This is a genomic window from Streptomyces sp. NPDC044064, from assembly GCF_056434245.1.
This window is the reverse complement of sequence record NZ_JBWKFN010000012.1, coordinates 260783-285462: the sequence shown is the minus strand read 5'-3', so window position 1 is coordinate 285462 and position 24680 is coordinate 260783. Positions and strand designations below refer to the sequence as shown.

Below are 24680 nucleotides of genomic sequence, written 5' to 3'. Positions count from 1 at the left end.
CCCCCCCCCCCCCCCCCCCCCCCCCCCCCCCCCCCCCCCCCCCCCCCCCCCCCCCCCCCCCCCCCCCCCCCCCCCCCCCCCCCCCCCCCCCCGCTCCGCTAGGCGCTCAGCAACCGCTTCTGGCGCAGCAGACCGGCCAGGGCGGCCGCGAACTCCACCGGATCCACCGGCAGGGTGACCGCCGCGTCGGCCCGGCTCCACGTGGCGAGCCACGCATCCTGAGGCCGTCCCATCAACAGCAGCACAGGCGGGCAGTTGAACACCTCGTCCTTGATCTGCCGGCACACCCCCATGCCCCCCATGGGCACGGCCTCACCGTCGAGCACGCACACATCGATGCCGCCCTCGGCGAGCTCCCGCAGCACCGCCTCGGGAGTCGCACACTCCACGAACTCGACCTGGGGCACATCGGGAGCCGGCCTGCGGCCGGCGGCCAACCGCACCTGTTCCCGGGTGTTGGAGTCGTCGCTGTACACCAGCACCGTAGCGGTCGGCTGCATGCTTCCTCCGAGACGTCAGCGTCGTACGGACAGGGCCGTTCGGGGCGGATGTTACTCCCATGAACACCACGTCAACACCGGTTCGGCGGGCAGCAACACTCCGAACGGCACCCCCCGGAGTGAGGGCGGGATAAGCGACCGACATAATGTCGGTCGTGGCGACAGCAACGACAGTAGAAACCGGGCACGCGCACCCGTCGGTCAATCGACCGAACCTCACCAGCGTCGGAACCATCATCTGGCTGAGTTCCGAGCTGATGTTCTTCGCGGCCCTCTTCGCGATGTACTTCACCCTCCGATCGGTGACCGGTCCGGCGCACTGGAAGGAGCAGGCGGAGGCGCTCAATGTGCCGTTCTCCGCGACGAACACCACGATCCTGGTGCTCTCCTCGCTCACCTGCCAGCTCGGCGTGTTCGCCGCCGAGCGCGGGGACGTGAAGAAGCTCCGTGGCTGGTTCATCCTCACCTTCATCATGGGTGCGATCTTCATCGGCGGTCAGATCTACGAGTACACCGAGCTGGTGAAGAAGGACGGGATCTCCCTGTCCTCCGACCCGTACGGCTCGGTGTTCTACCTGACCACCGGCTTCCACGGCATGCACGTGACCGGCGGTCTCATCGCCTTCCTGTTTGTCCTGGGCCGCACCTACATGGCCAAGAGGTTCACTCACGAGCAGGCGACCGCCGCCATCGTCGTGTCCTACTACTGGCACTTCGTCGATGTGGTCTGGATCGGCCTTTTCGCCACGATCTACCTGATCAAGTAGCCGGGACCGCTCCCGCACATCCAGAAGCATCGACGCAGAAGATCCTGACACCGGGGTAATCCGTGAAAAAGCTCTCCGCACGACGACGCCATCCGCTGGCGGCGGTCGTCGTCCTACTCTTCGCGCTGGCGGCCACTGGGGGGCTGTACGCCGCGTTCGCGCCCGCGAGCAAGGCACAGGCCGATGAAACCTCCCAGTCCCTGACCATCAAGGAGGGCAAGAAGCTCTACGAGGTCGGCTGCGCCAGCTGCCACGGCACCGGTGGCCAGGGCTCCTCCGACGGCCCGAGCCTGGTCGGCGTGGGCGCCGCGGCGGTCGACTTCCAGGTCGCGACCGGCCGTATGCCGGCCGCCACCTCGCAGGGCCCGCAGGTCGTAAAGAAGAAGAACATCTACACCCAGGACCAGATCGACCAGCTCGCGGCGTACGTCGCCTCGCTGGGCGCCGGTCCCGAGGTGCCGACGAAGCAGCAGTACGGCCCGGAGGGTGCGGACATCGCCAAGGGTGGCGAGCTGTTCCGTACCAACTGCGCGCAGTGCCACAACTTCACCGGCAAGGGTGGTGCCCTCACCAAGGGCAAGTTCGCCCCGGACCTGACGGGCGTCGACCCGAAGCACATCTACGAGGCCATGCAGACGGGCCCGCAGAACATGCCGTCCTTCCCCGACACCACGCTGTCGGAGAAGAACAAGAAGGACGTCATCGCGTACCTGAACGCGATCAACAGCAGCGAGACGGAGCAGCCGGGCGGCATGGAGCTGGGCGGTCTCGGCCCGGTCACTGAGGGCCTGTTCGCATGGGTCTTCGGTCTCGGTGCGCTGATCGCGGTAGCCGTCTGGGTCGCCGCTCGGACCGCAAAGGCCAAGAAGTCATGAGTAGCCAAGACATTCCAGAAGAGAACCTGCCCGCTGAGCAGGAGCACGCGCACGGCGCCGTGAGCGTCGCGGACGAGCAGAACCCGTTCGCGGACCCGGGGCTGCCGCCCCACGAGCACCGGATCCAGGACGTCGACGAGCGGGCCGCCAAGCGGTCCGAGCGCTTCGTCGCCCTGCTGTTCACGGTGTCGATGCTGGCCACCGTCGGCTTCATCGCCTCGTACGTGGCGATCCCGCAGGACAAGGCGATCTTCGTCTTCCCGCTGGGTCACATCAGCGCGCTGAACTTCGCGCTCGGCCTGACCCTCGGTACGGCGCTGTTCTGCATCGGCGCGGGCGCGGTCCACTGGGCCCGCACCCTGATGTCCGACGTCGAGGTCGCCGACGAGCGGCACCCGATCGCCGCCTCCCCCGAGGTCCGTGCGAAGGTCCACGCGGACTTCAAGCAGGGCGCCAAGGAGTCGGCGCTCGGCCGCCGCAAGCTGATCCGCAACACGATGTTCGGCGCGATGGCCATGGTGCCGCTCTCCGGCGTCATGCTGCTGCGCGACCTCGGCCCGCTGCCCGGCACCTCGCTGCGCCACACGCTGTGGGCCAAGGGCAAGCTGCTCGTCAACATGAACACGAACCAGCCGCTGCGTCCCGAGGACGTCGCCGTCGGTTCGCTGACCTTCGCCAAGCCCGAGGGCCTGGAGGAGGCACAGGAGGACTTCCAGAACGAGATCGCCAAGGCGGCCCTGATGATCATCCGGCTGCAGCCGGACAACATCAAGGACAAGCGCGAGCTCGAGTGGTCGCACCAGGGCATCGTCGCGTTCTCGAAGATCTGCACCCACGTCGGTTGCCCGATCTCCCTGTACGAGCAGCAGACGCACCACGTGCTGTGCCCGTGCCACCAGTCCACCTTCGACCTCTCCGACGGTGCCCGAGTGATCTTCGGCCCCGCCGGTCACGCCCTGCCGCAGCTCCGCATCGGCGTGAACGACGAGGGCTACCTCGAGGCGCTCGGCGACTTCGAAGAGCCCGTCGGTCCTGCATTCTGGGAGCGCGGATGAGCACCAACGAGAACAACGAGCGACGCGGCAAGGCGCCCGCCGGCGAGCGCGTCGCCGACTGGGCCGACGGACGGCTCGGGATCTACTCCCTGGCCAAGTCCAACATGCGCAAGATCTTCCCCGACCACTGGTCGTTCATGTTGGGCGAAGTCTGCTTGTACAGCTTCCTCATCATCATCCTGACCGGTGTCTACCTGACGCTGTTCTTCCACCCGTCGATGAACGAGGTGGAGTACCACGGCAGCTACGTCCCGCTCCAGGGACAGCTGATGTCCGAGGCGTTCAACTCGACCCTGCACATCTCCTTCGACGTGCGCGGTGGTCTGCTCATCCGGCAGATCCACCACTGGGCCGCGCTGATCTTCCTCGCCGGCATGTTCGTGCACATGATGCGCGTGTTCTTCACCGGCGCGTTCCGCAAGCCGCGTGAGATCAACTGGCTGTTCGGCTTCCTCCTGTTCGTCCTGGGCATGTTCACCGGCTTCACCGGTTACTCGCTCCCGGACGACCTGCTCTCCGGCACCGGTGTCCGCTTCACCGAGGGCGCGATCCTGTCGATGCCGATCGTCGGCACCTACATCTCGTTCTTCCTCTTCGGCGGCGAGTTCCCCGGTCACGACTTCGTCGCCCGGTTCTACTCGATCCACATCCTGCTGCTGCCGGGCATCATGCTCGGCCTGATGGTGGGCCACCTGATCCTGGTCTTCTACCACAAGCACACGCAGTTCGCGGGTCCCGGAAAGACGAACAACAACGTCGTCGGCATGCCGCTGCTGCCGGTCTACATGGCCAAGGCCGGAGGCTTCTTCTTCCTGGTCTTCGGTGTGATCGCGGCCATCGCCGCGGTGACGCAGATCAACCCGATCTGGGCCATGGGTCCCTACCGCCCCGACCAGGTGTCCACCGGCGCCCAGCCCGACTGGTACATGGGCTTCGCCGAGGGTCTGGTCCGCTACATGCCGGGCTGGGAGATCAACTTCTGGGGTCACACGCTCGTCCTGGGCGTGTTCATCCCGCTGGTGCTCTTCGGTCTCGTCCTGGCGGCGATCGCGCTCTACCCGTTCATCGAGTCCTGGGTCACCGGCGACAAGAGCGAGCACCACATCCTGGACCGCCCGCGCAACGCCCCGACCCGTACCGCGTTCGGTGTCGCCTGGGTGACCGTGTACATGGTCGGCCTGATCGGTGGTGGCAACGACCTCATCGCCACCCACTTCCACCTGTCGATCAACGACGTGACCTGGTTCGTCCGGATCTTCTTCTTCGCCGGACCGGTCATCGCGTTCATCACCACCAAGCGGATCTGCCTCGGCCTGCAGCGCCGCGACCGCGACAAGGTGCTGCACGGTCGCGAGACCGGCATCATCAAGCGCCTGCCGCACGGTGAGTTCATCGAGGTGCACGAGCCGCTCAGCCAGGAGCAGCTGCACACCCTCACGGCTCACCACCAGTACGAGCCGGCCGAGATCGGTCCGACGGTCGACGAGAACGGTGTCGAGCGCAAGGTGAAGGGGTCCGAGAAGCTGCGCGCCAAGCTCAGCAACGCCTACTACGGCGAGGACAACCAGATCCCGAAGCCGACTGTCGACGAGTACAAGGAGATCACGAGCGGCCACGGCCACCACTGATCCTCGCGTCGCCACACCACGCCGAAGGGCCCCGTCCGTGTTGCGGACGGGGCCCTTCGCCGTGTCCCGGGCTGGATAGGGTGGGACCACACTGTTCTTCTAGACACCCAGGAGCGGCTATGAGCGCTGTGACCCCCGCTGGAGGCGACACCGCGGCGGGCCGTTCCTGGCCCGCCCTGCTGAACGGGCTGCTGGACGGCCAGGACCTGTCCGCCGACGACACGGCCTGGGCGATGGACCTGATCATGCGCGGCGAGGCGACCGACGCGCAGATCGCCGGGTTCCTGGTGGCCCTGCGGTCCAAGGGCGAGACGGTGGAGGAGATCACCGGACTCGTGCGGACCATGTACGAGCACGCCAACGTGATCGAGGTACCCGGGCCCGCCGTCGACATTGTCGGCACCGGCGGTGACGGCGCCAAGACGGTGAACATCTCCACGATGTCGTCGATCGTCGTCGCCGGCACCGGAGCGAAGGTCGTCAAGCACGGCAACCGCGCCGCGTCCTCCGCCTCCGGGTCCTCCGACGTCCTGGAGAAGCTCGGGATCAACCTGAACCTGACCCCGAAGCGGGTGGCCGAGGTCGCCGACGAGGCCGGCATCACCATCTGCTTCGCGGTGAAGTTCCACCCGGCGCTGCGCCATGTCGCCGCGGCGCGCGGCCAGTTGGGTATCCGTACGACCTTCAACGTGCTCGGCCCGCTCACCAACCCGGCCAAGGTGCGCGCCCAGGCGGTCGGTGTCGCCGACCCCCGGATGGCGCCGATCGTGGCCGGGGTCCTCGCCGAGCGCGGCAACTCCGCGCTGGTCTTCCGCGGCGACGACGGCCTGGACGAGCTGACGACCACGTCCACCTCCAGGGTGTGGGTGGTCCGGGACGGCAAGGTCGCGGAGGAGAGCTTCGACCCGCGGGACGTCGGCATCGACCTCGTCCCCGTGGAGGCCCTGCGCGGCGCCGACGCGTCGTACAACGCGGAGGTCGCCCGCCGCGTGCTGGACGGCGAGCAGGGCCCGGTACGGGACGCGGTCCTGCTGAACTCGGCGGCCGCCCTGGTGGCCCTCGAACCGACCGGGGGCCCCCTGGCCGAGCAGCTCCGCGCCGGCATGGCCAAGGCGGCCGTGTCGATCGACTCGGGCGAGGCGAGGCGGACGTTGGAGCGGTGGGTGGCGGCCAGCAACAAGTAGCGGTCGGCTGATCGCCGTCGCGGCGGTGTCCCGGGATCCGGACAGAAGTTGCGCGGCGGCGATCGGCTCGGCTACGTTCCTGATCAGGTCATGAGTGACAGTCATGAGGCCCCGGCCGACTGTCCGGCAACCCTCCGTCCGTGGCGGGGTGCCCCGGGTGAAGACCAGGCCGTGGGCAGCGAGGTCCACGGCAAGCGCGGACCCCTCGCAAACCAGGGGTCCTGGTCGTCGAGGGAGCCTTCTGTGAGCAAGCGAATGCGATAGGGCGTAGAGCCCCGCCTCCGCGTACCCCTTTCACCTTCCCCACGTTCGAGCCGTACGCGCTCACGTGGTGGTTCCGCATTCCTCTCACAGGAGCTCGCCATGTCCGTCTTCACCGCTGCCGCCGACCAGTCCGTTTGTGCCCCTCTGCCCGTTCTGGGCGGTGACGTCACCGTCCCGCTCGTGACCGGCGGCGAAGTCACCTACGCGGCGCTCGACTACGCGGCCAGCGCCCCCGCCCTCCAGCGTGTCTGGGACGACGTGGCGGCCTACGCGCCGTACTACGGCAGCGTCCACCGCGGGGCCGGCTACCTCTCCCAGCTCTCCACCGACCTGTTCGAGAACGCCCGCAGGACGGTCGCCGAGTTCCTCGACTGCCGTGCGGCCGACCAGGTGGTCTTCACCCGCTCGACCACGGACTCCCTGAACCTCCTCGCCGCCGCCCTGCCCGCCGACTGCCAGGTCTTCGTCTTCGAGACCGAGCACCACGCCTCCCTGCTGCCCTGGCGGGACGCCCGCGTCACTTACCTCGACGCCCCGCGCACCCCGCGGCAGGCCGTCGAGACCCTGGAGCGGGCCCTCGCCGACCGTGAGCCGCACGGCCCGGCCCTGGTCTGCGTCACCGGCGCCTCCAACGTGACCGGCGAGCTGTGGCCGGTGCGCGAGCTGGCCGCCGCGGCGCACGCGCACGGCGCCCGGATCGTCCTGGACGCCGCCCAGCTGGCCCCGCACCACCCCGTGTCGGTCCAGGACCTCGACGTCGACTGGGTCGCCTTCTCCGGCCACAAGCTGTATGCCCCCTTCGGCTCCGGCATCCTGGCCGGCCGCGCCGACTGGCTGGTCGCGGCCGAGCCGTACCTGGCGGGCGGCGGCGCCAGCCGTAAGGTGACCCGGCGCGAGGACGGGGGAGTGGCCGTGGAGTGGCACGAGAGCGCCGCCCGCCACGAGGCCGGCTCCCCGAACGTCATCGGCGCCTACTCCATCGCCTCCGCCTGCAGGGCGCTGACGGAGGCCGGCTTCGACGCGCTGGTCGCCCGTGAGCAGCACCTGATCGCGAAGGTGCGGGCGGGCCTGGCCGAGGTGCCCGAGGTCCGGGTCCTCTCCCTCTTCGGGGACGACGCCCCCCGCGTCGGCGTGATCAGCTTCGTCGTGGACGGCTGGAACAGCTCCCACTTCGCCGCAGCCCTCTCCGCCGAGTACGGCATCGGCGTCCGCGACGGCCTGTTCTGCGCCCACCCCCTGGTCCGCACCCTCCTCGGCTCCGACCCCCAGACCCAGGGCGAGTGCGGCGCCCCCGAGGCCGCGCCGGGCGAGAAGTCCCTGAACGCGATCCGCGTGAGCTTCGGCGCGGGCACCCCCGACGAGCACGTGGAGCGCTTCGTCGCGGCGGTGAAGGAACTGGTGACCGAGGGCGCGAAGTGGACGTACCGCACGGAGGAGGGCCGCTGCGTCCCGGCGGTGTGAGCCTCTGAACGCCTGGTGAGGCGGTCTTCAGCCGATCAGTTGTCCAGACCGATCGAGAAGGCCGCCTCGAGGTCGTGCTGCGAGTACGTACGGAAAGCTACGTGCGTGTCCGTGGCCTCGACCCCGGGAATCTTGCTGATCCGCCCCGGAATCACGTCGGCCAGATCCTCGTGCCGGCGCACCCGCACCATGGCGATCAGGTCGTACGTACCGGTGACGGAGAAGACCTCGCTCACCGAATCCAGCGAAGCGACCTGCTCCGCGATCTCGGGGATCCGGTCCACGCTGGTCTTGATCAGGACGATCGCGGTGATCACGACGGGTTCTCTCCCTCGGGTGCCGGAGCCGGTGCGCACTCAACCTTAGTGGTACGCCGGTATCGCACCCATGCGTAACCGAACCCCACCCCGAAGCCGACCAGGTGCGCGAGGTAGGCGACCCCCGGCCCCTCGCCGGCGCGCCCCGCCGCCAGCCACTGCAGCGCCGCCCAGAAGGGCAGCACCACCCAGGCCGGGAAGCGCATCGGCAGGAAGAACAGGAACGGGAGCAGACTGGTGACACGGGCGCGGGGAAACAGATAGAGGAACGCGCCGAGAACCGCCGAGATGGCCCCGGACGCGCCCACCAGTGACTGCTCGGAGGTGGCGTTGGCGGCCGCGTAGCCCAGCAGGGCCAGGTAACCGCAGCAGACGTAGAAGAGGGTGAACTCCACCCGGCCCATTCGTTCCTCGGTCATGATCCCGAAGACGAAGAGGAAGAGCATGTTGCCGATCAGGTGCACCCAGCTGCCGTGCACGAACAGCGCGGTGACCGGGGTCAGGGCCTCCCGGACGGGTTCGTCGAACAGCCGCGCCGGGACCACCCCCCAGTGCCGGAAGTACGCGCGCTGCGCGGCCGGCAGCGCGTCCGCGGAGCCGTACACCGGAGTGAGTCCGGAGGCCGGGCCCAGGACGAAGATCAGGGAGCACACGGCGATGAGGGCGTACGTCATCGGCGCGGGGGTGTCCCGGAGCGCCCTGAGTGTGCGGCCGGCCGTCGTGCTCCAGGTGTTGATCATGACTACAGAGCATGACGTAAGGGGACGCAACCTGACAGACCGCCTCGCCGCCGCGGACGGACGGGCGGTGAGGACCCGCCAGGCCGTAGGGTTACGAGCCACACGCGTCGAGGAGCGACGCGGACCGACCCGAGAAGGAAGCGAAAAGTCACGATGACGGTTCCCCTGCCGACCGCCACGACGCGATGGCGCTGCACCCTCTGCGGCAACCTCACCCGCTTCGACGTGACCCGCTCGTCGAAGGTCGTCGAGTACGTCCACCTCGACCTCGCCGGTGAGCCGACGGTCGAGGAGCGCGAGGTGGTCAGTGAGACCATCGACTCGGTGCGCTGCCGCTGGTGCAACGCGGTGGACCAGGTGGAACTCGTGGACAGGCCGGGCGCCGGCTCCTGAGCGGAGCGGGCCCCGTACAGGTATTGGGGTGTGACGGATGGTGGAGACCGCAGGCGGGGGGCCGGGCGACGGCACCGCTGAGGTGCTTGACCGTCCGCTGCCCGACGGAGTGCGCCGACGGGTCGTGCAGATCGTCTCGGACGGATTCGGCGGCCTGACCCTGGCGGAACTGCCCGCCCAATTGCGGCAGTATGCCCGGTTCGCACCGAACCGGCGGGCCAAGTTCGCCGGGAACGCGATGGCGGCCGCACTGGAGACCGATCCGCTCTTCCGGCAGCGGATCGGAGAGAAGTTCAGAGAGGCGCAGCCGGAGCTGTCCGGCGCCCTCGACTCCGGCTCGCCGCCCCCGGCCGCGGACCCGCTCGACGTGGCGGCCGCGGCCTACGTACTGCGTCCGGCGGGCTGGGTGAAGCTGGTCACCGCGGCCGGCGAGGAGGCCCAGCGGGCGGACGCCGAGCGGGCCGACGAGGAGAGCCGGGCCGAGCTGGAGCGGCTGCGCGAGGAACTGGCCGAGGCCCGGGCACAGACCCGGACCGAGACCGAACGGCTGCGCGGCGAAGCGGAGTCGGCGAAGAAGGAAGCGGAGTCGCTGCACCGCAAGCTCCGCGCCGCGCTGAGCGACGTCAAGCGCGGCGAGGCCGCGCTGCGCAAGGTCCAGGGCGAGATCGAGGCCGTGCGCGCCGAGGGGCAGGCGCAGCTGTCGGCCGCCGAGAGCGAGTCCCGCCGGCTCAAGGCCCGTCTGGGCGAGGCCGAGGCCGGGCTGGAGGCCACCCGCCGGGCGGCCCGCGAGGGGCGCAGCGTCGAGGACATGCGGGTACGCCTGCTGCTCGACACCCTGCTGGACGCCACCCAGGGGCTGCGGCGCGAACTCGCCCTGCCCCCGGTCTCCGTGCGCCCGGCCGAGACCGTGGACGCGGTCGAACCGGGGCGTATGACCCCGAAGGACATCGCGGCCCGCGCCCTGTCCGAGAACGATCCGGCGATCCTGGACCAGCTGCTCGCGCTGCCGCAGGCGCATCTGGTCGTCGACGGCTACAACGTCACCAAGACCGGCTATCCGCAGATGCCGCTGGAGAAGCAGCGGCTGCGGCTCCTGGGGCAGCTCTCGGCGCTCGCCGCGCAGACCGGCGCCGAGGTGACCTGTGTCTTCGACGGCGCCGAACTGGCCGCGCCGGTGCTGCTCGCGCCGCCGCGCGGGGTGCGGGTGCTGTTCTCCAAGCCGGGGGTCACGGCCGACGAGCTGATCCGCCAGCTGGTGCGCGCGGAGCCGCCGGGCCGTCCGGTCATCGTCGCCTCGACCGACCGGGAGGTCGCCGACGGGGTCGCCAGAGCCGGTGCCCGGCCCGTCGCCTCTGCGGTACTTCTGAAGCGACTGTCCTGAAGGTCCAACGCACATACGCAATGCCCGAATTGGCCCGACTCTCACGCCACGTAGGGTCAATCGCGCCTCACTGCAAGTGAGTTATGTGCAAAGAATGCATTGCGTCACAGGTTTTTTTGCCGCGAGGATTTGAACTGATCACAACTGGGTCACTAGGGTCTGGGCTCGAACCTCCGAACGGGTGATCACTCACAAGAAGGAGTTCGTCCTCCGTGGCGTCCCATCGTCGACCCAAGCAGCCGAGTCGCACGCGTGTCACCGTGCTGACCACCGCAGCCGCCGCTGCCGTCGCGCTCAGCGCGAACGCCGCCAATGCCGCGCCGAGCGAGAAGCTCGGCAAGGACGAGGTCAAGGCAAAGGTCGACACGCTCTACGAGCAGGCTGAACAGGCCACCGAGAAGTACAACGGGGCCAAGGAGAAGCAGCAGAAGCTGCAGAAGGAAATCTCCACCATCCAGGACAACGTGGCCCGCGGCCAGCAGGAGCTCAACAAGCTCCGCGACAGCCTGGGTTCGCTGGCGACCGCCCAGTACCGCTCCGGTGGCATAGATTCCTCGGTCCAGCTCTTCCTGTCCTCCAACCCGGACGACTTCCTCGACAAGGCCTCCACGCTCGACCAGTTGAGCAGCCAGCAGGTCGAGGCGCTGAAGAAGATTCAGGACAAACAGCGCGAACTCGCCCAGGAGCGCGCCGAGGCCACCGAGAAGCTCAAGGACCTCGCCGCCACCCGCACCGAGCTGGGCAACAAGAAGAAGGAAGTCCAGGGCAAGCTCGCCGAGGCGCAGAAGCTGCTCAACACCCTGACCGCCAAGGAGAAGGCCGCGCTCGCCGCAGAGCAGGCGCGTGCCAACCGCTCCTCCACCGAGCGGGTGGACCTCGGCGACGCCCCGCCGGCCTCCGGCCGCGCCTCGGCCGCGTTCTCCGCCGCCCAGAGCAAGATCGGCACGCCGTACGTCTACGGCGCTTCCGGCCCGTCCTCGTTCGACTGCTCGGGCCTGACCTCCTGGGCCTACGCGCAGGCCGGTGTCTCCATCCCGCGCACCTCCGAGGCCCAGGCGAACATCGGCACCCGGATCTCCAGCCAGAGCGACCTCAAGGTCGGCGACCTGGTGTTCTTCTACGGCGACCTGCACCACGTCGGCCTCTACGCCGGCAACGGCCAGGTGCTGCACGCCCCGCACACCGGCGCCGTGGTCCGCTACGAGGCCATCGGCAACATGCCGTTCCAGTTCGGCGTCCGGGTCTGACAACTTCGCGACGCTGACTCGGTGGCGCCCGAACGGGCGAATCCGGTGAACCGAGACTGACTCCACGTCCCGCCCATGACCTGCGTCAGGGGCGGGACGTCGCGTTTGCGCGCCGCCCGACGGCGTTCGGCGCGGTCCTTCCGCACGGCTACTGTCTGCCGCGATTCCCCGGCGCAGGGGCCTCCCCGTCCCCGGCGCCGGGGAAGCTGTCTCTGTCCGCCAGCAGAAGGACTGCCGTGGGGTCCCATCGCCGCCTTGCACTGTCCGGGTTCAACCGGGGCGCCGGCGTCGCCCTGTGCGTGTTGTCGGCCGCGTCCGCCGCGCTCGGCGGCCTACCCGCCCAAGCGGCGCCGCACGGGGACACCCGTGCCGAGGTGGACCGCCTCTACGAGGAGGCCGAGAGGGCGACCCAGGCCTACGACAGGGCCGACGAGCGGGCCGACGTGCTGCGCCGGGAGGTCCGGGACGCGCAGGACCACATCGCCCGGCAGCAGCAGCGCATCAACACCATGCGCGAGCGGCTCGGTTCGCTGGCCGGCGCCCAGTACCGCGCCGGCGGCATCGACCCGGCCGTCGCGCTGCTCTTCTCCGACGACCCCGACGACTACCTGGACAAGGCGGCCACCCTCGACCGCATCGGCGCCCAGCAGGCGGAACGGCTGCGCGAGTTGAGCGCGGCGATGCGCGAGCTGGCCCAGGAGCGCGCCGAGGCCGCCGGGAAGCTCGCCGCGCTGGAGCAGAGCCGCAGGGCGGTCGACACGCACAAGCGGACCGTGGAGAAGAAGCTCGCCAGGGCCCGGCAGCTGCTCAACTCCCTGCCCGCCGCGGAACGCGCCGCCTACGACCGGGCCTCCCGCTCCGACGGCTCCGACCGCGTCGACCTGCCCGACCTGTCCGGCGCCGTCGCCCCCGACGCCCGCGCGGCCGCCGCCGTCGCCGCCGCCCGCTCCGCCCTCGGCCGCCCTTACGTGTGGGGCGCCACCGGCCCCTCCGGCTTCGACTGCTCGGGCCTGATGCAGTGGTCGTACGGGCACGCCGGCATCCACCTGCCGCGCACCTCCCAGGAGCAGCGGTACGCCGGCCGGCAGATCCCGCTCTCCCAGGCGCGCCCCGGCGATCTGGTCGTCTACCGCTCCGACGCCAGCCATGTGGCGATGTACGTCGGCAACGGCCAGGTCATCCACGCCCCCTACCCGGGCGCGCCGGTGCGCTACGACCCGGTCGGCATGATGCCGGTCTCCTCGGTCACCCGGCCCTGACCTCCCGCGCGCACCGTACGATCGGGAAATGGCCGGTCGTGGAAGGGTGTGGCGTGCCGCTGCGGCGGGACTCTGTCTGCTGCTCGCGGCGCCCCTCGCCGGATGCGGCGGGCGGACCGCGGCCGATCCGGCCGCGGCCGAGGTGCAGCAGGTGCTCGACCGGCGCTCCACGGCCCTGCTCGGGCACGACGAGGCGGCGTACGGCACGACGGGCACCCGGACCGGGTTCGTCCGCCTGCGCGCGCTCCCGCTGGCCTCCTGGGCCTACCGGGTGACCGCCGTGCACGGTGACGGCCCGGGTGCCACCGCCGACGCCGAGCTGCGCTACCGGATCTCCGGCTACGACCACGCCCCGGTCAGCGTCCGCCGCACCCTCGCGCTCAGCCGCACCGCCGACGGCAAGTGGTACGTGACCGCCGACAAGCCGGCGCGCAAGGCCGGGCAGCAGCTGTGGGACCAGGGCACGGTGACCGCCGTGAAGGGCGCGCACAGCCTGGTGCTCGGGGCCGGTCGGAGCGCCGGCGACCTGCGCGCCTACGCCAGGCTCGCCGACCGCGCGGTCCCGGCCGTCTCCCGCGCGTGGGGCACCGACTGGACCCGCCGGGTCGTCGTGCTCGTCCCGCGCACGCTGGAGGGCATGGCGGGGCTGCTCGGCTCGCCCGCCGCCGACTACCGGGGCATCGCCGCCGTCACCACCGGCGAGGTGGGCGGGGCGGGCAGGGCGCCCGCGGACCGGGTGGTCGTCAACCCGGAGGCGTACGTGATGCTGGGCAGCGTCGGCAAGCAGGTCGTGCTCACCCACGAGACCACCCATGTGGCCACCCGTGCGCACACCGACGCCGCCACCCCGCTGTGGCTCTCCGAGGGGTACGCCGACTGGATCGGCTACCTCGGCACCGGCCGCACGCCCGCCGAGGCCGCACCGGAGCTGGCCCGCGCGGTCCAGGACGGCAAGGTGCCCGTGAGTCTCCCTGCCGACAAGGACTTCGGCTTCAGCACCGACCCCGCCCGCCTCGCGCAGTCCTACGAGAGCGGCTGGCTCGCCTGCCGGATGATCGCCGGCCACTGGGGCGCGGACCGGCTCGGCGCCTTCTACCGGGCCGTCGGCACCCACCGGACGCGGGCGGGCGCGGTCGAGGCGGCGCTGAAGAAGGTGCTCGGGACCACGCCCGAGGCGTTCACCGCCGAGTGGCGCCGGTACGTGCGCGCTCAGCTGCGCTGACCGAGCACCTCGACCGCCTCGCGCAGCCACTCCCGCTCGGCCTTGCCGGTGGCCCGGGCGACCCGCAGCATGCCCTGCCGGAACAGGTCGTCCGCCTCCTCCGCGCGCACCGGCTCCCCGTCCCGGTAGAAGAAGCTCGCCGGCGTCTCCAGGAAGTCCAGGCGGCGGCGCAGCACCGCGGCCTGCTCCGCCGGGTCGTCCAGGTGCCGCAGGAAGGCGAGGACGGTGTTGAAGCGGACCTGGTCGGTGATCTCGGCCTGCTTGGGGGCGCGCAGCCGCTCCAGCAGGTCCGCGCGGCCCTTCCCGGTCAGGGACAGCACCCGGCGCGGGGCGGCGCTCGTGCCCTCCTCGGTGCGCTGGTCGAGCTTGCCCGCGGCGACCAGCCGGTTGATGGCCGGGTAGAGGGCGCCGTCGCTGACCGGCCGGACGTGCCCGCTCAGCGCCTTGATGCGCTCCTTCAGCTCGTAGCCGTGCAGGGGTTCCTCGGCGAGGAAACCCAGGATCGACAGCTCAAGCACGAGAAATCCTCCTTGCGGCGGGCGTGGGACTCATGCTAGCTCTTATCGAGCTACCTCTAAACGAGGTAGCTCGATAAGAGGGGGCTCCTGGTGAACGCGGACCGCAGGCAACTCGTCTCGCTCGCCCACCCCGTCTACCTCTCGCTTCTCGCCTCGGTCGCCTCCGGGATCATCAACACCGTCTGGGTCTCCCGGCTCGGCGGTGCCGCCGTGGCCGCCGTCGCCGTCGCGACCAACACCGAGAACGTGCTGCCCGGCGTCGGCCTGGCCATGGCGCTCGCGATGGCCGCCCAGTGCGGGGCGGTGGCGGTGCTGTTCCGGCGGGCCCGCCGTCAGGAGGCCGAGGTCTCCTTCGCGGGAGCCGGCTGAGGGGCCGGCGGGGTCGCGGTGTCCGCGGGGACGGTGGAGCGCCACAGCCGGCGGGCCGCCATGAGCGCGGCGGCGACGAGGAGGCCGTTGCGCAGGACCAGCAGCGTGACGCCGTACGTGTCGCTCACGACCACGTGCACGAAGCCGATCGGGAACTCCAGGACCGTCAGGAAGGTCGCGGCGAGGACCATCAGGGCGGGGACGCCCATGCGGCTCGCCCGGGAGCACAGGCACACGGCGGCCAGCCCGATCAGCCACACCAGGTACTGCGGGCTGATCACCCGGCTGGTGACCGTGAACAGCAGCACCGCCGTGAGGGCCGCGTCCGCGAGCGTGTGCGCCTCGAACCGGGACGCCCGTCGCCGCCACAGCACCAGCCAGCCGACCGCCGCCCCGCTCAGTGCCATCGCGACATTGCTGACCAGCCCGACGTACGGGCCGACGAACTCGATCGACCCGTAGTTCAGCATCACCTGCCCCTGCCAGCCGTGGTGCCGGGCCACGTGGAACACCAGGCTGCCCAGTGACTCCACCTCGGTGCCCCGGTCCCGCTGGAAGGTGAGGAAGGCGAAGGCGCCCGGCATGGACACCGCGAACAGCGTCGCGACACCGCACGCGGCCACCGCGGCCGACATCCACGCCCGCAGCCGGGTGGCGCCCACCAGGAGCAGCGCCGGCCACACCTTCAGCAGCGCCCCGAAACCCACCAGCGCGCCCATCACCCGGGGGCGCCGGACCCCCGCGAGCAGGGCCGCCACGGCCACCGCGGTCACCATCAGGTCGTAGCGGGCGTACACCGTCGGGCCGAGCAGGGGCACACCCGCCACCCAGGTCCACGCCCCGCGCAGCGAGCGGCCGGGCCGCCGGCCCGCGTGCACCAGCAGGGCCAGCCCGGCCAGGTCGGCCAGGCACACCAGCACGAAGAAGGCGTGCGGGTAGCTCAGGAACGGCAGGGCGGCCGGGGAGAGGATCGCGAGCGCGGCGGCGGGCGGGTACTGCCAGGTCACATCGGCCAGCGGAAACGTTCCTTGGCGCAGTACCTCGTACCAGCCCTGGTAGATCACCGACACGTCGGAGGTGACGTCCGGGCCCGGGAACACGTAGACCCCGAAGACGAAGAGCAGCAGCGCCAGCCGGGTGGCGCACCAAGTCGCCAGCAGTCCCGCTATCTTCCCGCTCACCCGCACCCCTGTTCGTACACCGGCCCCGGTCCGGACCCATGATCCCCTGCCCGCCTGTGTGTGTGCGACGAAGCGCGCCCGGTAGGGTCGGCGACGATGCACAAGACGCTGATCGTGACCAACGACTTTCCGCCCCGGCCGGGCGGCATCCAGGCCTTCCTGCACAACATGGCACTGCGGCTGGAGCCCGGGCGGCTGGTCGTGTACGCCTCCACCTGGAAGCGCGGTCGCGAGGGCGTCGAGGCCACGGCGGCCTTCGACGCCGAGCAGCCGTTCACCGTCGTACGCGACCGTACGACCATGCTGCTGCCCACGCCCGGCGCGACCCGGCGGGCCGTGTCGCTGCTGCGGGAGCACGGCTGCACCTCGGTCTGGTTCGGGGCGGCCGCGCCGCTCGGTCTGATGGCACCCGCGCTGCGCAGGGCCGGCGCCGAGCGGCTGGTGGCCACCACCCACGGGCACGAGGCCGGCTGGGCCCAGCTGCCCGCCGCCCGGCAGCTGCTGCGCCGGATCGGGGACTCCACGGACACGATCACCTACCTCGGCGAGTACACCCGCTCCCGGATAGCGACCGCGCTGACCCCGGACGCGGCCCGGCGGATGGTGCAGCTGCCGCCCGGGGTCGACGAGAAGACCTTCCACCCCGGCTCGGGCGGCGACGAGGTCCGGGCCCGGCTCGGGCTCACCGACCGGCCGGTGGTCGTGTGCGTCTCCCGGCTGGTGCCGCGCAAGGGCCAGGACACCCTGATCCGGGCCATGCCCCGGATCCTCGCCGCCGAGCCGGACGCCGTGCTGCTCGTGGTCGGCGGCGGCCCCTACGAGCAGGACCTGCGCCGACTGGCCCGCGAGACCGGCGTCGAGGCCTCGGTCCGCTTCACCGGTGCGGTGCCCTGGTCCGAGCTGCCCGCGCACTACGGCGCCGGTGACGTCTTCGCCATGCCCTGCCGCACCCGCCGCGGCGGCCTGGACGTCGAAGGCCTCGGCATCGTCTATCTGGAGGCCTCCGCCACCGGACTGCCGGTCGTGGCCGGCGACTCGGGCGGTGCCCCCGACGCCGTGCTCGACGGCGAGACGGGCTGGGTCGTCCGCGGCGGCGAGCCCGCCGAGGCCGCGGAGCGCATCATCGCCCTCCTCGGGGACGCGGAACTCCGCGACCGGATGGGCAAGCGGGGCCGCCAGTGGGTCGAGGAGAAGTGGCGCTGGGACCTGCTGGCCGAAAAGCTCAAGGACCTGCTCTAAAAGCCGTCTTCAAAAACTCGTCCCCGCTCTAGGCGGAACGGGAAAATCCGCCCATGCTGCGCGCATGACAGCAAAACTGATGCAGCGTCAGCTGAGTCGACGTCACATCCTGGGCATGATCGCCCTCCAGACCGCCGCCACGGCAGGTCTCACCCGCATCGGTCTTCAGTCCGCGCAGGCGGCCGAACCGGCCGCCGTCGACAATTCCCCGGCCATCGTCGTCGGTTCGGGCTACGGCGGCGCCGTGGCCGCCCTCCGCCTCGGCCAGGCCGGCATCCGCACCCTCGTCCTGGAGATGGGCCGCCTCTGGAACACCGCCGGCAGCGACGGCAAGGTGTTCTGCTCCACCAGCGCACCCGACCAGCGCTCCATGTGGTTCCGCACCCGCACCGAGGCCCCGCTGGCCACCTTCCTCTGGCTGGACCTCGTCAACAAGGACATCAGCGCCTACCCCGGAGCCCTCGACCGCGTGCACTACGACAACATGTCCGTGTACGTCGGCCGGGGCGTCGGCGGCGGCTCCCTGGTCAACGGCGGGATGGCGGTCACCCCTCTGAAGTCCTACTTCGCCGAGCAGTTCCCGACCGTCGACGCCGAGGAGATGTACGGCACCTACTTCCCGCGCGCCCGCTCCATGCTCGGCGTCAACAGCATCGACCCGGCCTGGTTCGAGTCCACGGAGTGGTACCAGTTCACCCGCACCTCCCGGAAGGCCGCCGCCAACGCCGGCCTGAAGACCACCTTCGTGCCGAACGTCTACGACTTCGGCTACATGCAGCGCGAGGCCGCCGGCACGGCCAGCAGGTCCGCACTCGCCGGGGAGGTCATCTACGGCAACAACTACGGCAAGCGCAGCCTCGACAAGACCTACCTGGCCGCAGCCCTCGGCACCGGCAACGTCACCATCAACACCCTGGAGAAGGTCAGGACGGTCACCAGGGCGGGTGACGGGTCGTACGTCCTGACCGCCGACCGCATCGACAACACCGGCAAGGTCGTGGAGACCAAGCAGTACAGCTGCACGTACCTCTTCCTCGGCGGCGGCAGCCTCGGTACGACCGAACTCCTCGTCCGGGCGAGGGACACGGGCACCCTGCCCGCGCTGAACTCCAGCGTCGGCGCCGGCTGGGGCACCAACGGCAACACCATGCTCGGCCGCGCCAACCACGTGTGGGACACCGTCGGCGCCAACCAGGCGACCATGCCCGTCATGGGCATCGACGACTGGGCCAACACCGCCAACCCGGTCTTCGCCGAGATCGCCCCGCTGCCCATGGGGTTCGAGCACTGGATCAGCCTGTACCTGGCGATCACCAAGAACCCCGAACGGGCTTCGTTCTCGTACGACTCCACGTCCGGGGCGGTGAAACTCGGCTGGACCCCGGCCCAGAGCGCCGTGTCGGTCGCCATGGCCAAGAAGCTCTTCGACCGGATCAACGCGGCCAACCTGACCATCTACCGGTACGACCTCTTCGGCTCGACCAGCAAGGTCTTCGCGGACGACTTCACCTACCACCCGCTGGGCGGCTGCGTCCTCGGGAAGGCGACCGACGACTACGGCCGGGTCAAGGGGTACTCCAGGCTCTACATCACCGACGGCTCGCTCGTGCCCGGCTCGACGGGCGTGAACCCCTTCGTCACCATCACCGCGCTCGCCGAACGCACGATGGCGCGGGTCCTCGCCGAGGACACCGCGCCATGACGCTCTTCCGGCAGGCGTACTACTTCGCGTAGATCGCCTCGATCTCGTCCGCGTAGTCCTTCGCCACCACGTTCCGCTTGAGCTTCAGCGACGGGGTGAGGTGGCCCGACTCCTCCGTGAACTGGGAGGGCAGAATGCGGAACTTCCGCACCGATTCCGCCTTCGACACCGCGGCGTTGCCGTCGTCGACCGCGGCCTGGATCGCCGCCAGCAGATCCGGGTCCTCGCGCAGCGACGCCGCGGTGGAACCCGCCGGCTTGCCGTGCTCGGCAGCCCAACGGCCCAGGAACTCGTCGTCGATGGTGACCAGCGCGCCCACGAACGGCCGCCCGTCGCCCACCACCATGCACTCCGCGACCAGCGCGTGGGCGCGGATGCGGTCCTCGATCACGGCCGGGGCCACGTTCTTGCCGCCCGCGGTGACGATGATCTCCTTCTTGCGGCCGGTGATCCTGAGGTAGCCGTCCTCGTCGAGGGTGCCGATGTCGCCGGTGTGGAACCAGCCGTCGGCGAGCGCCTCCGCGGTCGCGCCCGGGTTGTTCCAGTACTCCTTGAACAGGTGCTCGCCGTGCAGCAGCACCTCGCCGTCGTCCGCAATCCGGACCACCGAGCCGGGCAGCGGCTGGCCGACCGTACCGATCTTCTGCCGGTCCCAGGGGTTGAACGCGGTCGCCGCGCAGGACTCGGTCAGACCGTAGCCCTCCAGCACCGTGAAGCCGATGCCGCGGAAGAAGTGACCGAGCCGCTCGCCCAGCGGCGCACCGCCGGAGATCGCGTACTCGCCCCGGCCGCCGAGGACCGCGCGCAGCTTGCTGTAGACCAGCTTGTCGAAGACCTTGTGCTTGATCTTCAGGCCGACGGACGGGCCCGACGGGGTGTCCTGCGCCTTGCTGTAGGCGATCGCGGTGTCCGCGGCCTTGTCGAAGATCGCGCCCTTGCCGTCTGCCTGCGCCTTGGCGCGCGCGGAGTTGTACACCTTCTCGAAGACGCGCGGGACACCGAGGATCAGCGTCGGCCGGAAGGCGGCCAGCTCGTCGGTGAGGTGCTTGATGTCCGGGACGCAGCCCAGCTTGATCGGCGCCATCATCGGCGCGATCTGCACCAGCCGCCCGAAGACGTGCGCGAGCGGGAGGAAGAGGAGGACCGAGCACTCACCGGTGCGGAACAGGGGGCGCAGCCGCTCCACGATGTTGCCGCACTCGGCGAAGAAGCTGCGGTGGGTGAGGACACAGCCCTTGGGGCGGCCGGTCGTGCCGCTCGTGTAGACGATGGTCGCCGGGTCGTCGGCCTTGGCGAGCGAGCTGCGCTCCTCCACGGTCGCGTCGGAGACGTCCTGCCCGAGCCGGCCCAGCTCCTCCAGGCCGCCGGCCTCGATCTGCCAGACGTGCTTGAGGGCGGGCAGGGTGTCGCGCACCGAGTCGACGGCGGCCGCGTGGCCGTCCAGCTCCACGATGCAGGCGGTCGCGCCCGAGTCGGAGAGGATCCACTGCACCTGCTCCGGCGAGCTGGTCTCGTACACCGGCACGGTGACCGCGCCCGCGCTCCAGATCGCGAAGTCGAGGAGAGTCCACTCGTACCGCGTCCTGGACATCAGGCCGACCCGGTCGCCCGGCTGCACACCGGAGGCGATGAGGCCCTTGGCGGCGGAGTGCACCTCGGCCAGGAACTCCGTGGCCGTCACGTCCTGCCAGGCGCCTCCCACCTTGCGGGCGATGACGGCGACGTCGGGATGCTGCGCGGCGTTTCTGCGGACGATGTCGGTCAGATTGCCGTCCGCAGGGACCTCGTACAAAGCCGGAAGGCTGAACTCGCGCAAGACTGCTGCTCCTCATAGGGCGCCGGCGCCACGACACTGTGTGATGCGACGGTGCGGTCCAAGGCTCGGGCGGATGCTCTGGGATTCAGATGTTGAAATCCAGAGCACGACTGGACGGCCCGGACGTTACCCGCCGGTATGGCTTCTACGACAGGGGGTCCCGACGAGATGTTCGCTGCGTCACACGGGATGGCGTTCCTTCGCGCACAGTAGTCCACGGCTCAAGCGACCGGCGAGTAACCCCGGTCGGGGTCGCCACTGTTCACGCACACCCCACACGCCTACGCTTGATCGCCATGGCACCCACACGCTCCGGCAACCGGAGGACACGCGTCCATGTGGTCAGCGACGTGCATGGCAACGCTCGTGACCTGGCCCGGGCGGGGGACGGTGCGGATGCCCTGATCTGCCTCGGCGACCTCGTTCTCTTCCTCGACTACGCCGACCACTCGCGCGGGATCTTCCCCGACCTGTTCGGCAAGGAGAACGCCGACCGCATCGTGGAACTGCGCACCGCGCGCCGCTTCGAGGAGGCCCGTGCCTTCGGGGCCCGGCTGTGGGCCGGGATCGGCTCCGAGCGGGCCACCGCCATCGAGAAGGCGGTGCGCAAGCAGTACGCCGAGCTGTTCGCGGCGTTCCCCTCGCCGACGTACGCCACCTACGGCAATGTCGACATGCCGCCCCTGTGGAGCGAGTACGCGGGGCCCGGCACCACGGTGCTGGACGGTGAGCGGGCGGAGATCGGCGGCTGGACCTTCGGCTTCGTGGGCGGCGGACTGCGCACCCCGATGCGGACGCCGTACGAGATCGACGACGAGGAGTACGCGGCGAAGATCGAGGCGGTCGGCGAGGTGGACGTGCTGTGCACGCACATCCCGCCGGAGGTCCCGGAGCTGGTCTACGACACGGTCGCGCGCCGCTTCGAGCGCGGCAGCCGGGCGCTCCTGGACGCGATCCGCCGCACCCGCCCGCGCTACTCCCTCTTCGGCCACGTCCATCAGCCACTGGTGCGCCGGATGCGGATAGGGGCGACGGAGTGTGTGAACGTGGGGCACTTCGCGGGGACGGGCAGGCCGTGGGCCCTGGAATGGTGATCGCCGCGGACCGGGCGGCGACGGCGGGCGCGGGACGGGCGGCGGTGTGCAGGACAGTGTGAAGGACGGGGTGAAGGCTCCAGGTCGGCGGCGCGGTAGCCTTCACGCTGCACACTCTTAGGTCCGTATCTGGAGGAGCCACGGCGATGGCGGAACACACCAGTTCGAGCATCACGATCGAGGCGGCTCCGGCCGACGTCATGGCGGTGATCGCCGACTTCGCCCGCTACCCGGACTGGACCGGCGAGGTGAAGGAGGCGGAGGTCCTCAAGACCGACGACCAGGGCCGCGCCGAGCAGGTCCGCCTCGTCATGGACGCCGGGGCCATCAAGGACGACCAGACCCTGGGCTACACCTGGACCGGCGGCAACGAGGTCTCATGGACCCTGGTGAAGTCCCAGATGCTGCGCTCGCTGGACGGCTCCTACATCCTCAAGCCGGCCGGCGCGGGCGCCACAGAGGTCACCTACCAGCTCACGGTCGACGTCAAGATCCCCATGCTCGGCATGATCAAGCGCAAGGCGGAGAAGGTCATCATCGACCGCGCTCTGGCGGGCCTGAAGAAGAGGGTCGAGTCGGCCGGCTGATCTCCGGTCGCCCGGTCGTGCTGCTGCCGCCCCGGGCAGCCGCAGCATGGGGCACCCCTGCCCTCCGTTACCGTTCACCCTCATGCGCACCATCCTGATCACGGGCCCGGGCGGCAGCGGTCGTACGACCGTCGCCGCCGCCACTGCGGTCGACGCCGCCCGCGAAGGCACCCGCACCCTCCTCCTGAGCGCCGACCGCACGGACACCGCGGGCACGGCACTGGGCGCCGCGACAGGACCGGCCCCCACCGGGGTCACCGAGAACCTCACCGTCTGGCGCCCCGACGCCACGGAACGCTTCCGGCAGGACCTCACCGCCTTCCAGACCCGCGCCGCGAACGTCCTGGACCTCCTCGGCGCCGCCCGGCTGGACGGCGAGGAGGTCACCCCGCTGCCCGGCGCCGAGGAGCTGTCCTTCCTGCGGGCCCTGCGGGACGCCGCCCTCTCCGAGCGCTACGACCTCCTCGTCGTCGACCTCCCGGCTCTCCCGCAGGCACTTCCCCTGCTCGCCCTCCCCGAGGAGCTGCGCCGCTACCTGCGCCGTCTGCTCCCGCCCGAGCGCCAGGCGGCCCGCGCCCTGCGCCCGGTCCTCGGCCGGCTGGCCGGCGTACCCATGCCCGCCGAGTGGCTGTACGAGACGGCGGCCCGCTGGGACGTCGAGCTGGCCGCCGTCGAGGCGGTGCTCACCGACCGGCGCACCGCCGTACGCCTGGTCGCCGAACCCGGCCCCGCCGGCGCCGCCGCCGTGCACACCGCGACCCTCGGCCTCGCCCTGCGCGGCCTGCGCACCGAGGCTCTGATCGCCAACCGCGTCCTGCCCGAGACCGCCCCCGACCCCTGGCTCTCCGGTCTCCTCGCCCAGCAGCGCAAAACCCTGGCCGAGTGGGCCGAGCCGTACGACCTCCACACCGTTCCCCACCTCGGCCGGGACCCGCACGGCACCGACGACCTGCACGCCCTCGCCGTCCCCGGCGTCAACCCCGTGCCCGCCCCGGTCGAGTGGCCCGTCGCGGACCGCCTCGCCGAGGACGGCGTGCTCGTCTGGCACGTCCCGCTGCCCGGCGCGATACGGGACGAGCTGGACCTGATCCGGCGCGGCGACGAGCTGGTGATCACCGCGGGCCCCTTCCGGCGTATCGTTCCGCTTCCCTCCGCCCTGCGCCGCTGCACCGTTGCCGGGGCTGCCCTGCGCGAGGGTGAGCTGCGCATCCGCTTCACCCCCGATCCCGACCTGTGGCCCGCCTTCGGACGCTGAACCGCGTACGCCCGTTCGGGTAACGTCGTAGGGGCGAACCGTAGTCAGGAGTCCGCCATGAGCGAAGACCGTCCCGCACCCGACCCGGCCGAGGAGGTCCACGGGGTGGGGGTACCCCCTGCCGGAGCGCAGTCGGAAGCTCGGGGGCGGGCGACCGACGACGACGCCTGGGCCACGGCCTGCGCCGAGGACCTGGCCGCCGAGAAGGCCCGCCGCCGCGCCGAGCAGGGCCCGACCCCCGGCTCCGCCGCCGAGGAACTGCGCAGACTCGTGGACACCGTGGCCGACAAGCTGTCCGGTCTCCAGTCCCCGCTGCTCGGCGCCGTCGCCGGACCGGCCGCCCAGCAGGTGGTGCGCCAGGTGGTCGAGCAGGCGAAGGCCGCCGTCGAGCCCGTCATCGAGCGCAACCCCGAGGTCTTCGACCACCTCGCCGCGGCCGGCAACGAGCTGCTGGCCGCCTACCGCTCCGCGGTCCAGGCCCAGGAGCACCGCTGGACCACCGGCGCGGCCGACCTGAAGGACGACTGGTCCGGCCGCCGCGACCGGGGTGAGGGCACCGGTCCGGGGGAGCGCATCGACCTGGACTGAAGCCCTCCCGGGGCAGGGCCTCGGGTACGGTTGGCCGT

23 protein-coding genes, 1 pseudogene and 1 riboswitch are annotated in these 24680 nt (G+C 70.8%); of the genes and pseudogenes, 18 read left to right on the top strand and 6 right to left on the bottom strand.

Annotated features, from left to right (window positions below; genetic code table 11):
- Positions 1–98 precede the first annotated feature (98 nt).
- Entirely contained in the window at positions 99–500 is a 402-nt protein-coding gene (locus AC07DS_RS21580) for a response regulator (RefSeq protein ID WP_479147511.1), read from the bottom strand.
- A 146-nt stretch (positions 501–646) separates the two neighbouring features.
- Between AC07DS_RS21580 and ctaE the strand changes: the two genes are divergently transcribed.
- The 6 genes from ctaE to AC07DS_RS21550 all read left to right on the top strand — a co-directional run bounded on the left by ctaE (position 647) and on the right by AC07DS_RS21550 (position 7734).
- Positions 647–1267, top strand: a complete 621-nt coding sequence (gene ctaE, locus AC07DS_RS21575) for an aa3-type cytochrome oxidase subunit III (RefSeq protein WP_094220137.1) — start codon at positions 647–649, stop codon at positions 1265–1267.
- A gap of 62 nt (positions 1268–1329) precedes the next feature.
- Positions 1330–2142 carry a cytochrome bc1 complex diheme cytochrome c subunit gene (gene qcrC, locus AC07DS_RS21570; RefSeq protein WP_479147509.1) on the top strand — a complete coding sequence of 271 codons (813 nt, stop codon included), beginning with the start codon at positions 1330–1332 and terminating at the stop codon, positions 2140–2142.
- Positions 2139–3197 (top strand): cytochrome bc1 complex Rieske iron-sulfur subunit, encoded by a 1059-nt coding sequence (gene qcrA, locus AC07DS_RS21565; protein ID WP_479147507.1) that lies wholly within the window; start codon positions 2139–2141, stop codon positions 3195–3197. Before qcrC ends, qcrA begins: the two co-directional genes overlap by 4 nt.
- The gene (gene qcrB / locus AC07DS_RS21560; RefSeq protein WP_479147505.1) at positions 3194–4825 is read left to right on the top strand and encodes a cytochrome bc1 complex cytochrome b subunit; all 1632 of its coding nucleotides are present in this window, start codon (positions 3194–3196) and stop codon (positions 4823–4825) included. Before qcrA ends, qcrB begins: the two co-directional genes overlap by 4 nt.
- Before the next feature lie 119 nt (positions 4826–4944).
- Positions 4945–6009, top strand: a complete 1065-nt coding sequence (gene trpD, locus AC07DS_RS21555) for an anthranilate phosphoribosyltransferase (protein WP_479147503.1) — start codon at positions 4945–4947, stop codon at positions 6007–6009.
- 86 nt (positions 6010–6095) lie between these two features.
- A riboswitch (SAM riboswitch) is annotated at positions 6096–6212 on the top strand.
- 160 nt (positions 6213–6372) lie between these two features.
- The gene (locus AC07DS_RS21550; protein ID WP_479147501.1) at positions 6373–7734 is read left to right on the top strand and encodes an aminotransferase class V-fold PLP-dependent enzyme; all 1362 of its coding nucleotides are present in this window, start codon (positions 6373–6375) and stop codon (positions 7732–7734) included.
- Positions 7735–7769: 35 nt separating this feature from the next.
- On the opposite strand, the gene AC07DS_RS21545 is transcribed toward AC07DS_RS21550, so the two are convergent.
- The gene (locus AC07DS_RS21545; RefSeq protein ID WP_145875327.1) at positions 7770–8051 is read right to left on the bottom strand and encodes an Lrp/AsnC family transcriptional regulator; all 282 of its coding nucleotides are present in this window, start codon (positions 8049–8051) and stop codon (positions 7770–7772) included.
- On the bottom strand, positions 8048–8791 hold the full coding sequence (locus AC07DS_RS21540; protein ID WP_479147498.1) for a rhomboid family intramembrane serine protease: 744 nt from the start codon (positions 8789–8791) through the stop codon (positions 8048–8050). Before AC07DS_RS21540 ends, AC07DS_RS21545 begins: the two co-directional genes overlap by 4 nt.
- Positions 8792–8944: 153 nt before the next feature.
- Between AC07DS_RS21540 and AC07DS_RS21535 the strand changes: the two genes are divergently transcribed.
- The 5 genes from AC07DS_RS21535 to AC07DS_RS21515 all read left to right on the top strand — a co-directional run bounded on the left by AC07DS_RS21535 (position 8945) and on the right by AC07DS_RS21515 (position 14293).
- Positions 8945–9184 (top strand): hypothetical protein, encoded by a 240-nt coding sequence (locus AC07DS_RS21535; RefSeq protein WP_145875323.1) that lies wholly within the window; start codon positions 8945–8947, stop codon positions 9182–9184.
- A gap of 37 nt (positions 9185–9221) precedes the next feature.
- Positions 9222–10565 carry an NYN domain-containing protein gene (locus AC07DS_RS21530; protein WP_479147496.1) on the top strand — a complete coding sequence of 448 codons (1344 nt, stop codon included), beginning with the start codon at positions 9222–9224 and terminating at the stop codon, positions 10563–10565.
- A 212-nt stretch (positions 10566–10777) separates the two neighbouring features.
- Complete coding sequence (locus tag AC07DS_RS21525) at positions 10778–11812, top strand: C40 family peptidase (protein WP_479147495.1); 1035 nt, start codon at positions 10778–10780, stop codon at positions 11810–11812.
- A gap of 236 nt (positions 11813–12048) precedes the next feature.
- Positions 12049–13071 (top strand): C40 family peptidase, encoded by a 1023-nt coding sequence (locus tag AC07DS_RS21520; protein WP_479147493.1) that lies wholly within the window; start codon positions 12049–12051, stop codon positions 13069–13071.
- A 28-nt stretch (positions 13072–13099) separates the two neighbouring features.
- A complete protein-coding gene (locus AC07DS_RS21515; RefSeq protein WP_479147491.1) occupies positions 13100–14293 on the top strand; it encodes a hypothetical protein in 1194 nt (397 codons plus the stop codon).
- Here the strand turns inward: AC07DS_RS21515 and AC07DS_RS21510 are convergent.
- Positions 14281–14811: a PadR family transcriptional regulator gene (locus AC07DS_RS21510; RefSeq protein WP_479147490.1), complete on the bottom strand. Its 531-nt coding sequence runs from the start codon at positions 14809–14811 to the stop codon at positions 14281–14283. The two genes, AC07DS_RS21515 and AC07DS_RS21510, sit on opposite strands and share 13 nt — an antisense overlap.
- 90 nt (positions 14812–14901) lie before the next feature.
- Here AC07DS_RS21510 and AC07DS_RS21505 point away from each other — a divergent pair.
- A pseudogene (locus AC07DS_RS21505) lies at positions 14902–15078 on the top strand (MATE family efflux transporter); the annotation flags it as partial.
- Between the two features lie 65 nt (positions 15079–15143).
- Here AC07DS_RS21505 and AC07DS_RS21500 read toward each other — a convergent pair.
- Positions 15144–16361 carry a glycosyltransferase 87 family protein gene (locus AC07DS_RS21500; RefSeq protein WP_479147488.1) on the bottom strand — a complete coding sequence of 406 codons (1218 nt, stop codon included), beginning with the start codon at positions 16359–16361 and terminating at the stop codon, positions 15144–15146.
- Positions 16362–16457: 96 nt separating this feature from the next.
- On the opposite strand from AC07DS_RS21500, the gene AC07DS_RS21495 reads away from it, so the two are divergent.
- Positions 16458–17600 carry a glycosyltransferase family 4 protein gene (locus AC07DS_RS21495; protein ID WP_479147486.1) on the top strand — a complete coding sequence of 381 codons (1143 nt, stop codon included), beginning with the start codon at positions 16458–16460 and terminating at the stop codon, positions 17598–17600.
- 64 nt (positions 17601–17664) lie between these two features.
- On the top strand, positions 17665–19302 hold the full coding sequence (locus AC07DS_RS21490; protein WP_479147485.1) for a GMC oxidoreductase: 1638 nt from the start codon (positions 17665–17667) through the stop codon (positions 19300–19302).
- A gap of 19 nt (positions 19303–19321) precedes the next feature.
- Here the strand turns inward: AC07DS_RS21490 and AC07DS_RS21485 are convergent, their stop codons facing one another.
- A complete protein-coding gene (locus AC07DS_RS21485) occupies positions 19322–21118 on the bottom strand; it encodes an AMP-dependent synthetase/ligase (RefSeq protein WP_479147483.1) in 1797 nt (598 codons plus the stop codon).
- A gap of 296 nt (positions 21119–21414) precedes the next feature.
- On the opposite strand from AC07DS_RS21485, the gene AC07DS_RS21480 reads away from it, so the two are divergent.
- The 4 genes from AC07DS_RS21480 to AC07DS_RS21465 all read left to right on the top strand — a co-directional run bounded on the left by AC07DS_RS21480 (position 21415) and on the right by AC07DS_RS21465 (position 24642).
- A complete protein-coding gene (locus AC07DS_RS21480; protein WP_479147481.1) occupies positions 21415–22212 on the top strand; it encodes a metallophosphoesterase family protein in 798 nt (265 codons plus the stop codon).
- 146 nt (positions 22213–22358) lie between these two features.
- On the top strand, positions 22359–22799 hold the full coding sequence (locus AC07DS_RS21475; RefSeq protein WP_145875303.1) for an SRPBCC family protein: 441 nt from the start codon (positions 22359–22361) through the stop codon (positions 22797–22799).
- 82 nt (positions 22800–22881) lie between these two features.
- On the top strand, positions 22882–24054 hold the full coding sequence (locus AC07DS_RS21470; protein WP_479147479.1) for an ArsA family ATPase: 1173 nt from the start codon (positions 22882–22884) through the stop codon (positions 24052–24054).
- A gap of 57 nt (positions 24055–24111) precedes the next feature.
- On the top strand, positions 24112–24642 hold the full coding sequence (locus AC07DS_RS21465; protein WP_479147477.1) for a DUF5304 domain-containing protein: 531 nt from the start codon (positions 24112–24114) through the stop codon (positions 24640–24642).
- The last annotated feature ends 38 nt before the right edge of the window (positions 24643–24680 follow it).

Excerpts from the sequence above, each read along its gene's own strand:
- AC07DS_RS21580 (WP_479147511.1), bottom strand. The coding sequence starts at position 500 with ATGCAGCCGACCGCTACGGTGCTGGTGTACAGCGACGACTCCAACACC.
- ctaE (WP_094220137.1), top strand. The coding sequence starts at position 647 with ATGTCGGTCGTGGCGACAGCAACGACAGTAGAAACCGGGCACGCGCAC.
- qcrA (WP_479147507.1), top strand. The coding sequence starts at position 2,139 with ATGAGTAGCCAAGACATTCCAGAAGAGAACCTGCCCGCTGAGCAGGAG.
- qcrB (WP_479147505.1), top strand. The coding sequence starts at position 3,194 with ATGAGCACCAACGAGAACAACGAGCGACGCGGCAAGGCGCCCGCCGGC.
- trpD (WP_479147503.1), top strand. The coding sequence starts at position 4,945 with ATGAGCGCTGTGACCCCCGCTGGAGGCGACACCGCGGCGGGCCGTTCC.
- AC07DS_RS21550 (WP_479147501.1), top strand. The coding sequence starts at position 6,373 with ATGTCCGTCTTCACCGCTGCCGCCGACCAGTCCGTTTGTGCCCCTCTG.
- AC07DS_RS21540 (WP_479147498.1), bottom strand. The coding sequence starts at position 8,791 with ATGATCAACACCTGGAGCACGACGGCCGGCCGCACACTCAGGGCGCTC.
- AC07DS_RS21535 (WP_145875323.1), top strand. The coding sequence starts at position 8,945 with ATGACGGTTCCCCTGCCGACCGCCACGACGCGATGGCGCTGCACCCTC.
- AC07DS_RS21530 (WP_479147496.1), top strand. The coding sequence starts at position 9,222 with ATGGTGGAGACCGCAGGCGGGGGGCCGGGCGACGGCACCGCTGAGGTG.
- AC07DS_RS21515 (WP_479147491.1), top strand. The coding sequence starts at position 13,100 with ATGGCCGGTCGTGGAAGGGTGTGGCGTGCCGCTGCGGCGGGACTCTGT.
- AC07DS_RS21495 (WP_479147486.1), top strand. The coding sequence starts at position 16,458 with ATGCACAAGACGCTGATCGTGACCAACGACTTTCCGCCCCGGCCGGGC.
- AC07DS_RS21490 (WP_479147485.1), top strand. The coding sequence starts at position 17,665 with ATGACAGCAAAACTGATGCAGCGTCAGCTGAGTCGACGTCACATCCTG.
- AC07DS_RS21480 (WP_479147481.1), top strand. The coding sequence starts at position 21,415 with ATGGCACCCACACGCTCCGGCAACCGGAGGACACGCGTCCATGTGGTC.
- AC07DS_RS21475 (WP_145875303.1), top strand. The coding sequence starts at position 22,359 with ATGGCGGAACACACCAGTTCGAGCATCACGATCGAGGCGGCTCCGGCC.
- AC07DS_RS21470 (WP_479147479.1), top strand. The coding sequence starts at position 22,882 with ATGCGCACCATCCTGATCACGGGCCCGGGCGGCAGCGGTCGTACGACC.
- AC07DS_RS21465 (WP_479147477.1), top strand. The coding sequence starts at position 24,112 with ATGAGCGAAGACCGTCCCGCACCCGACCCGGCCGAGGAGGTCCACGGG.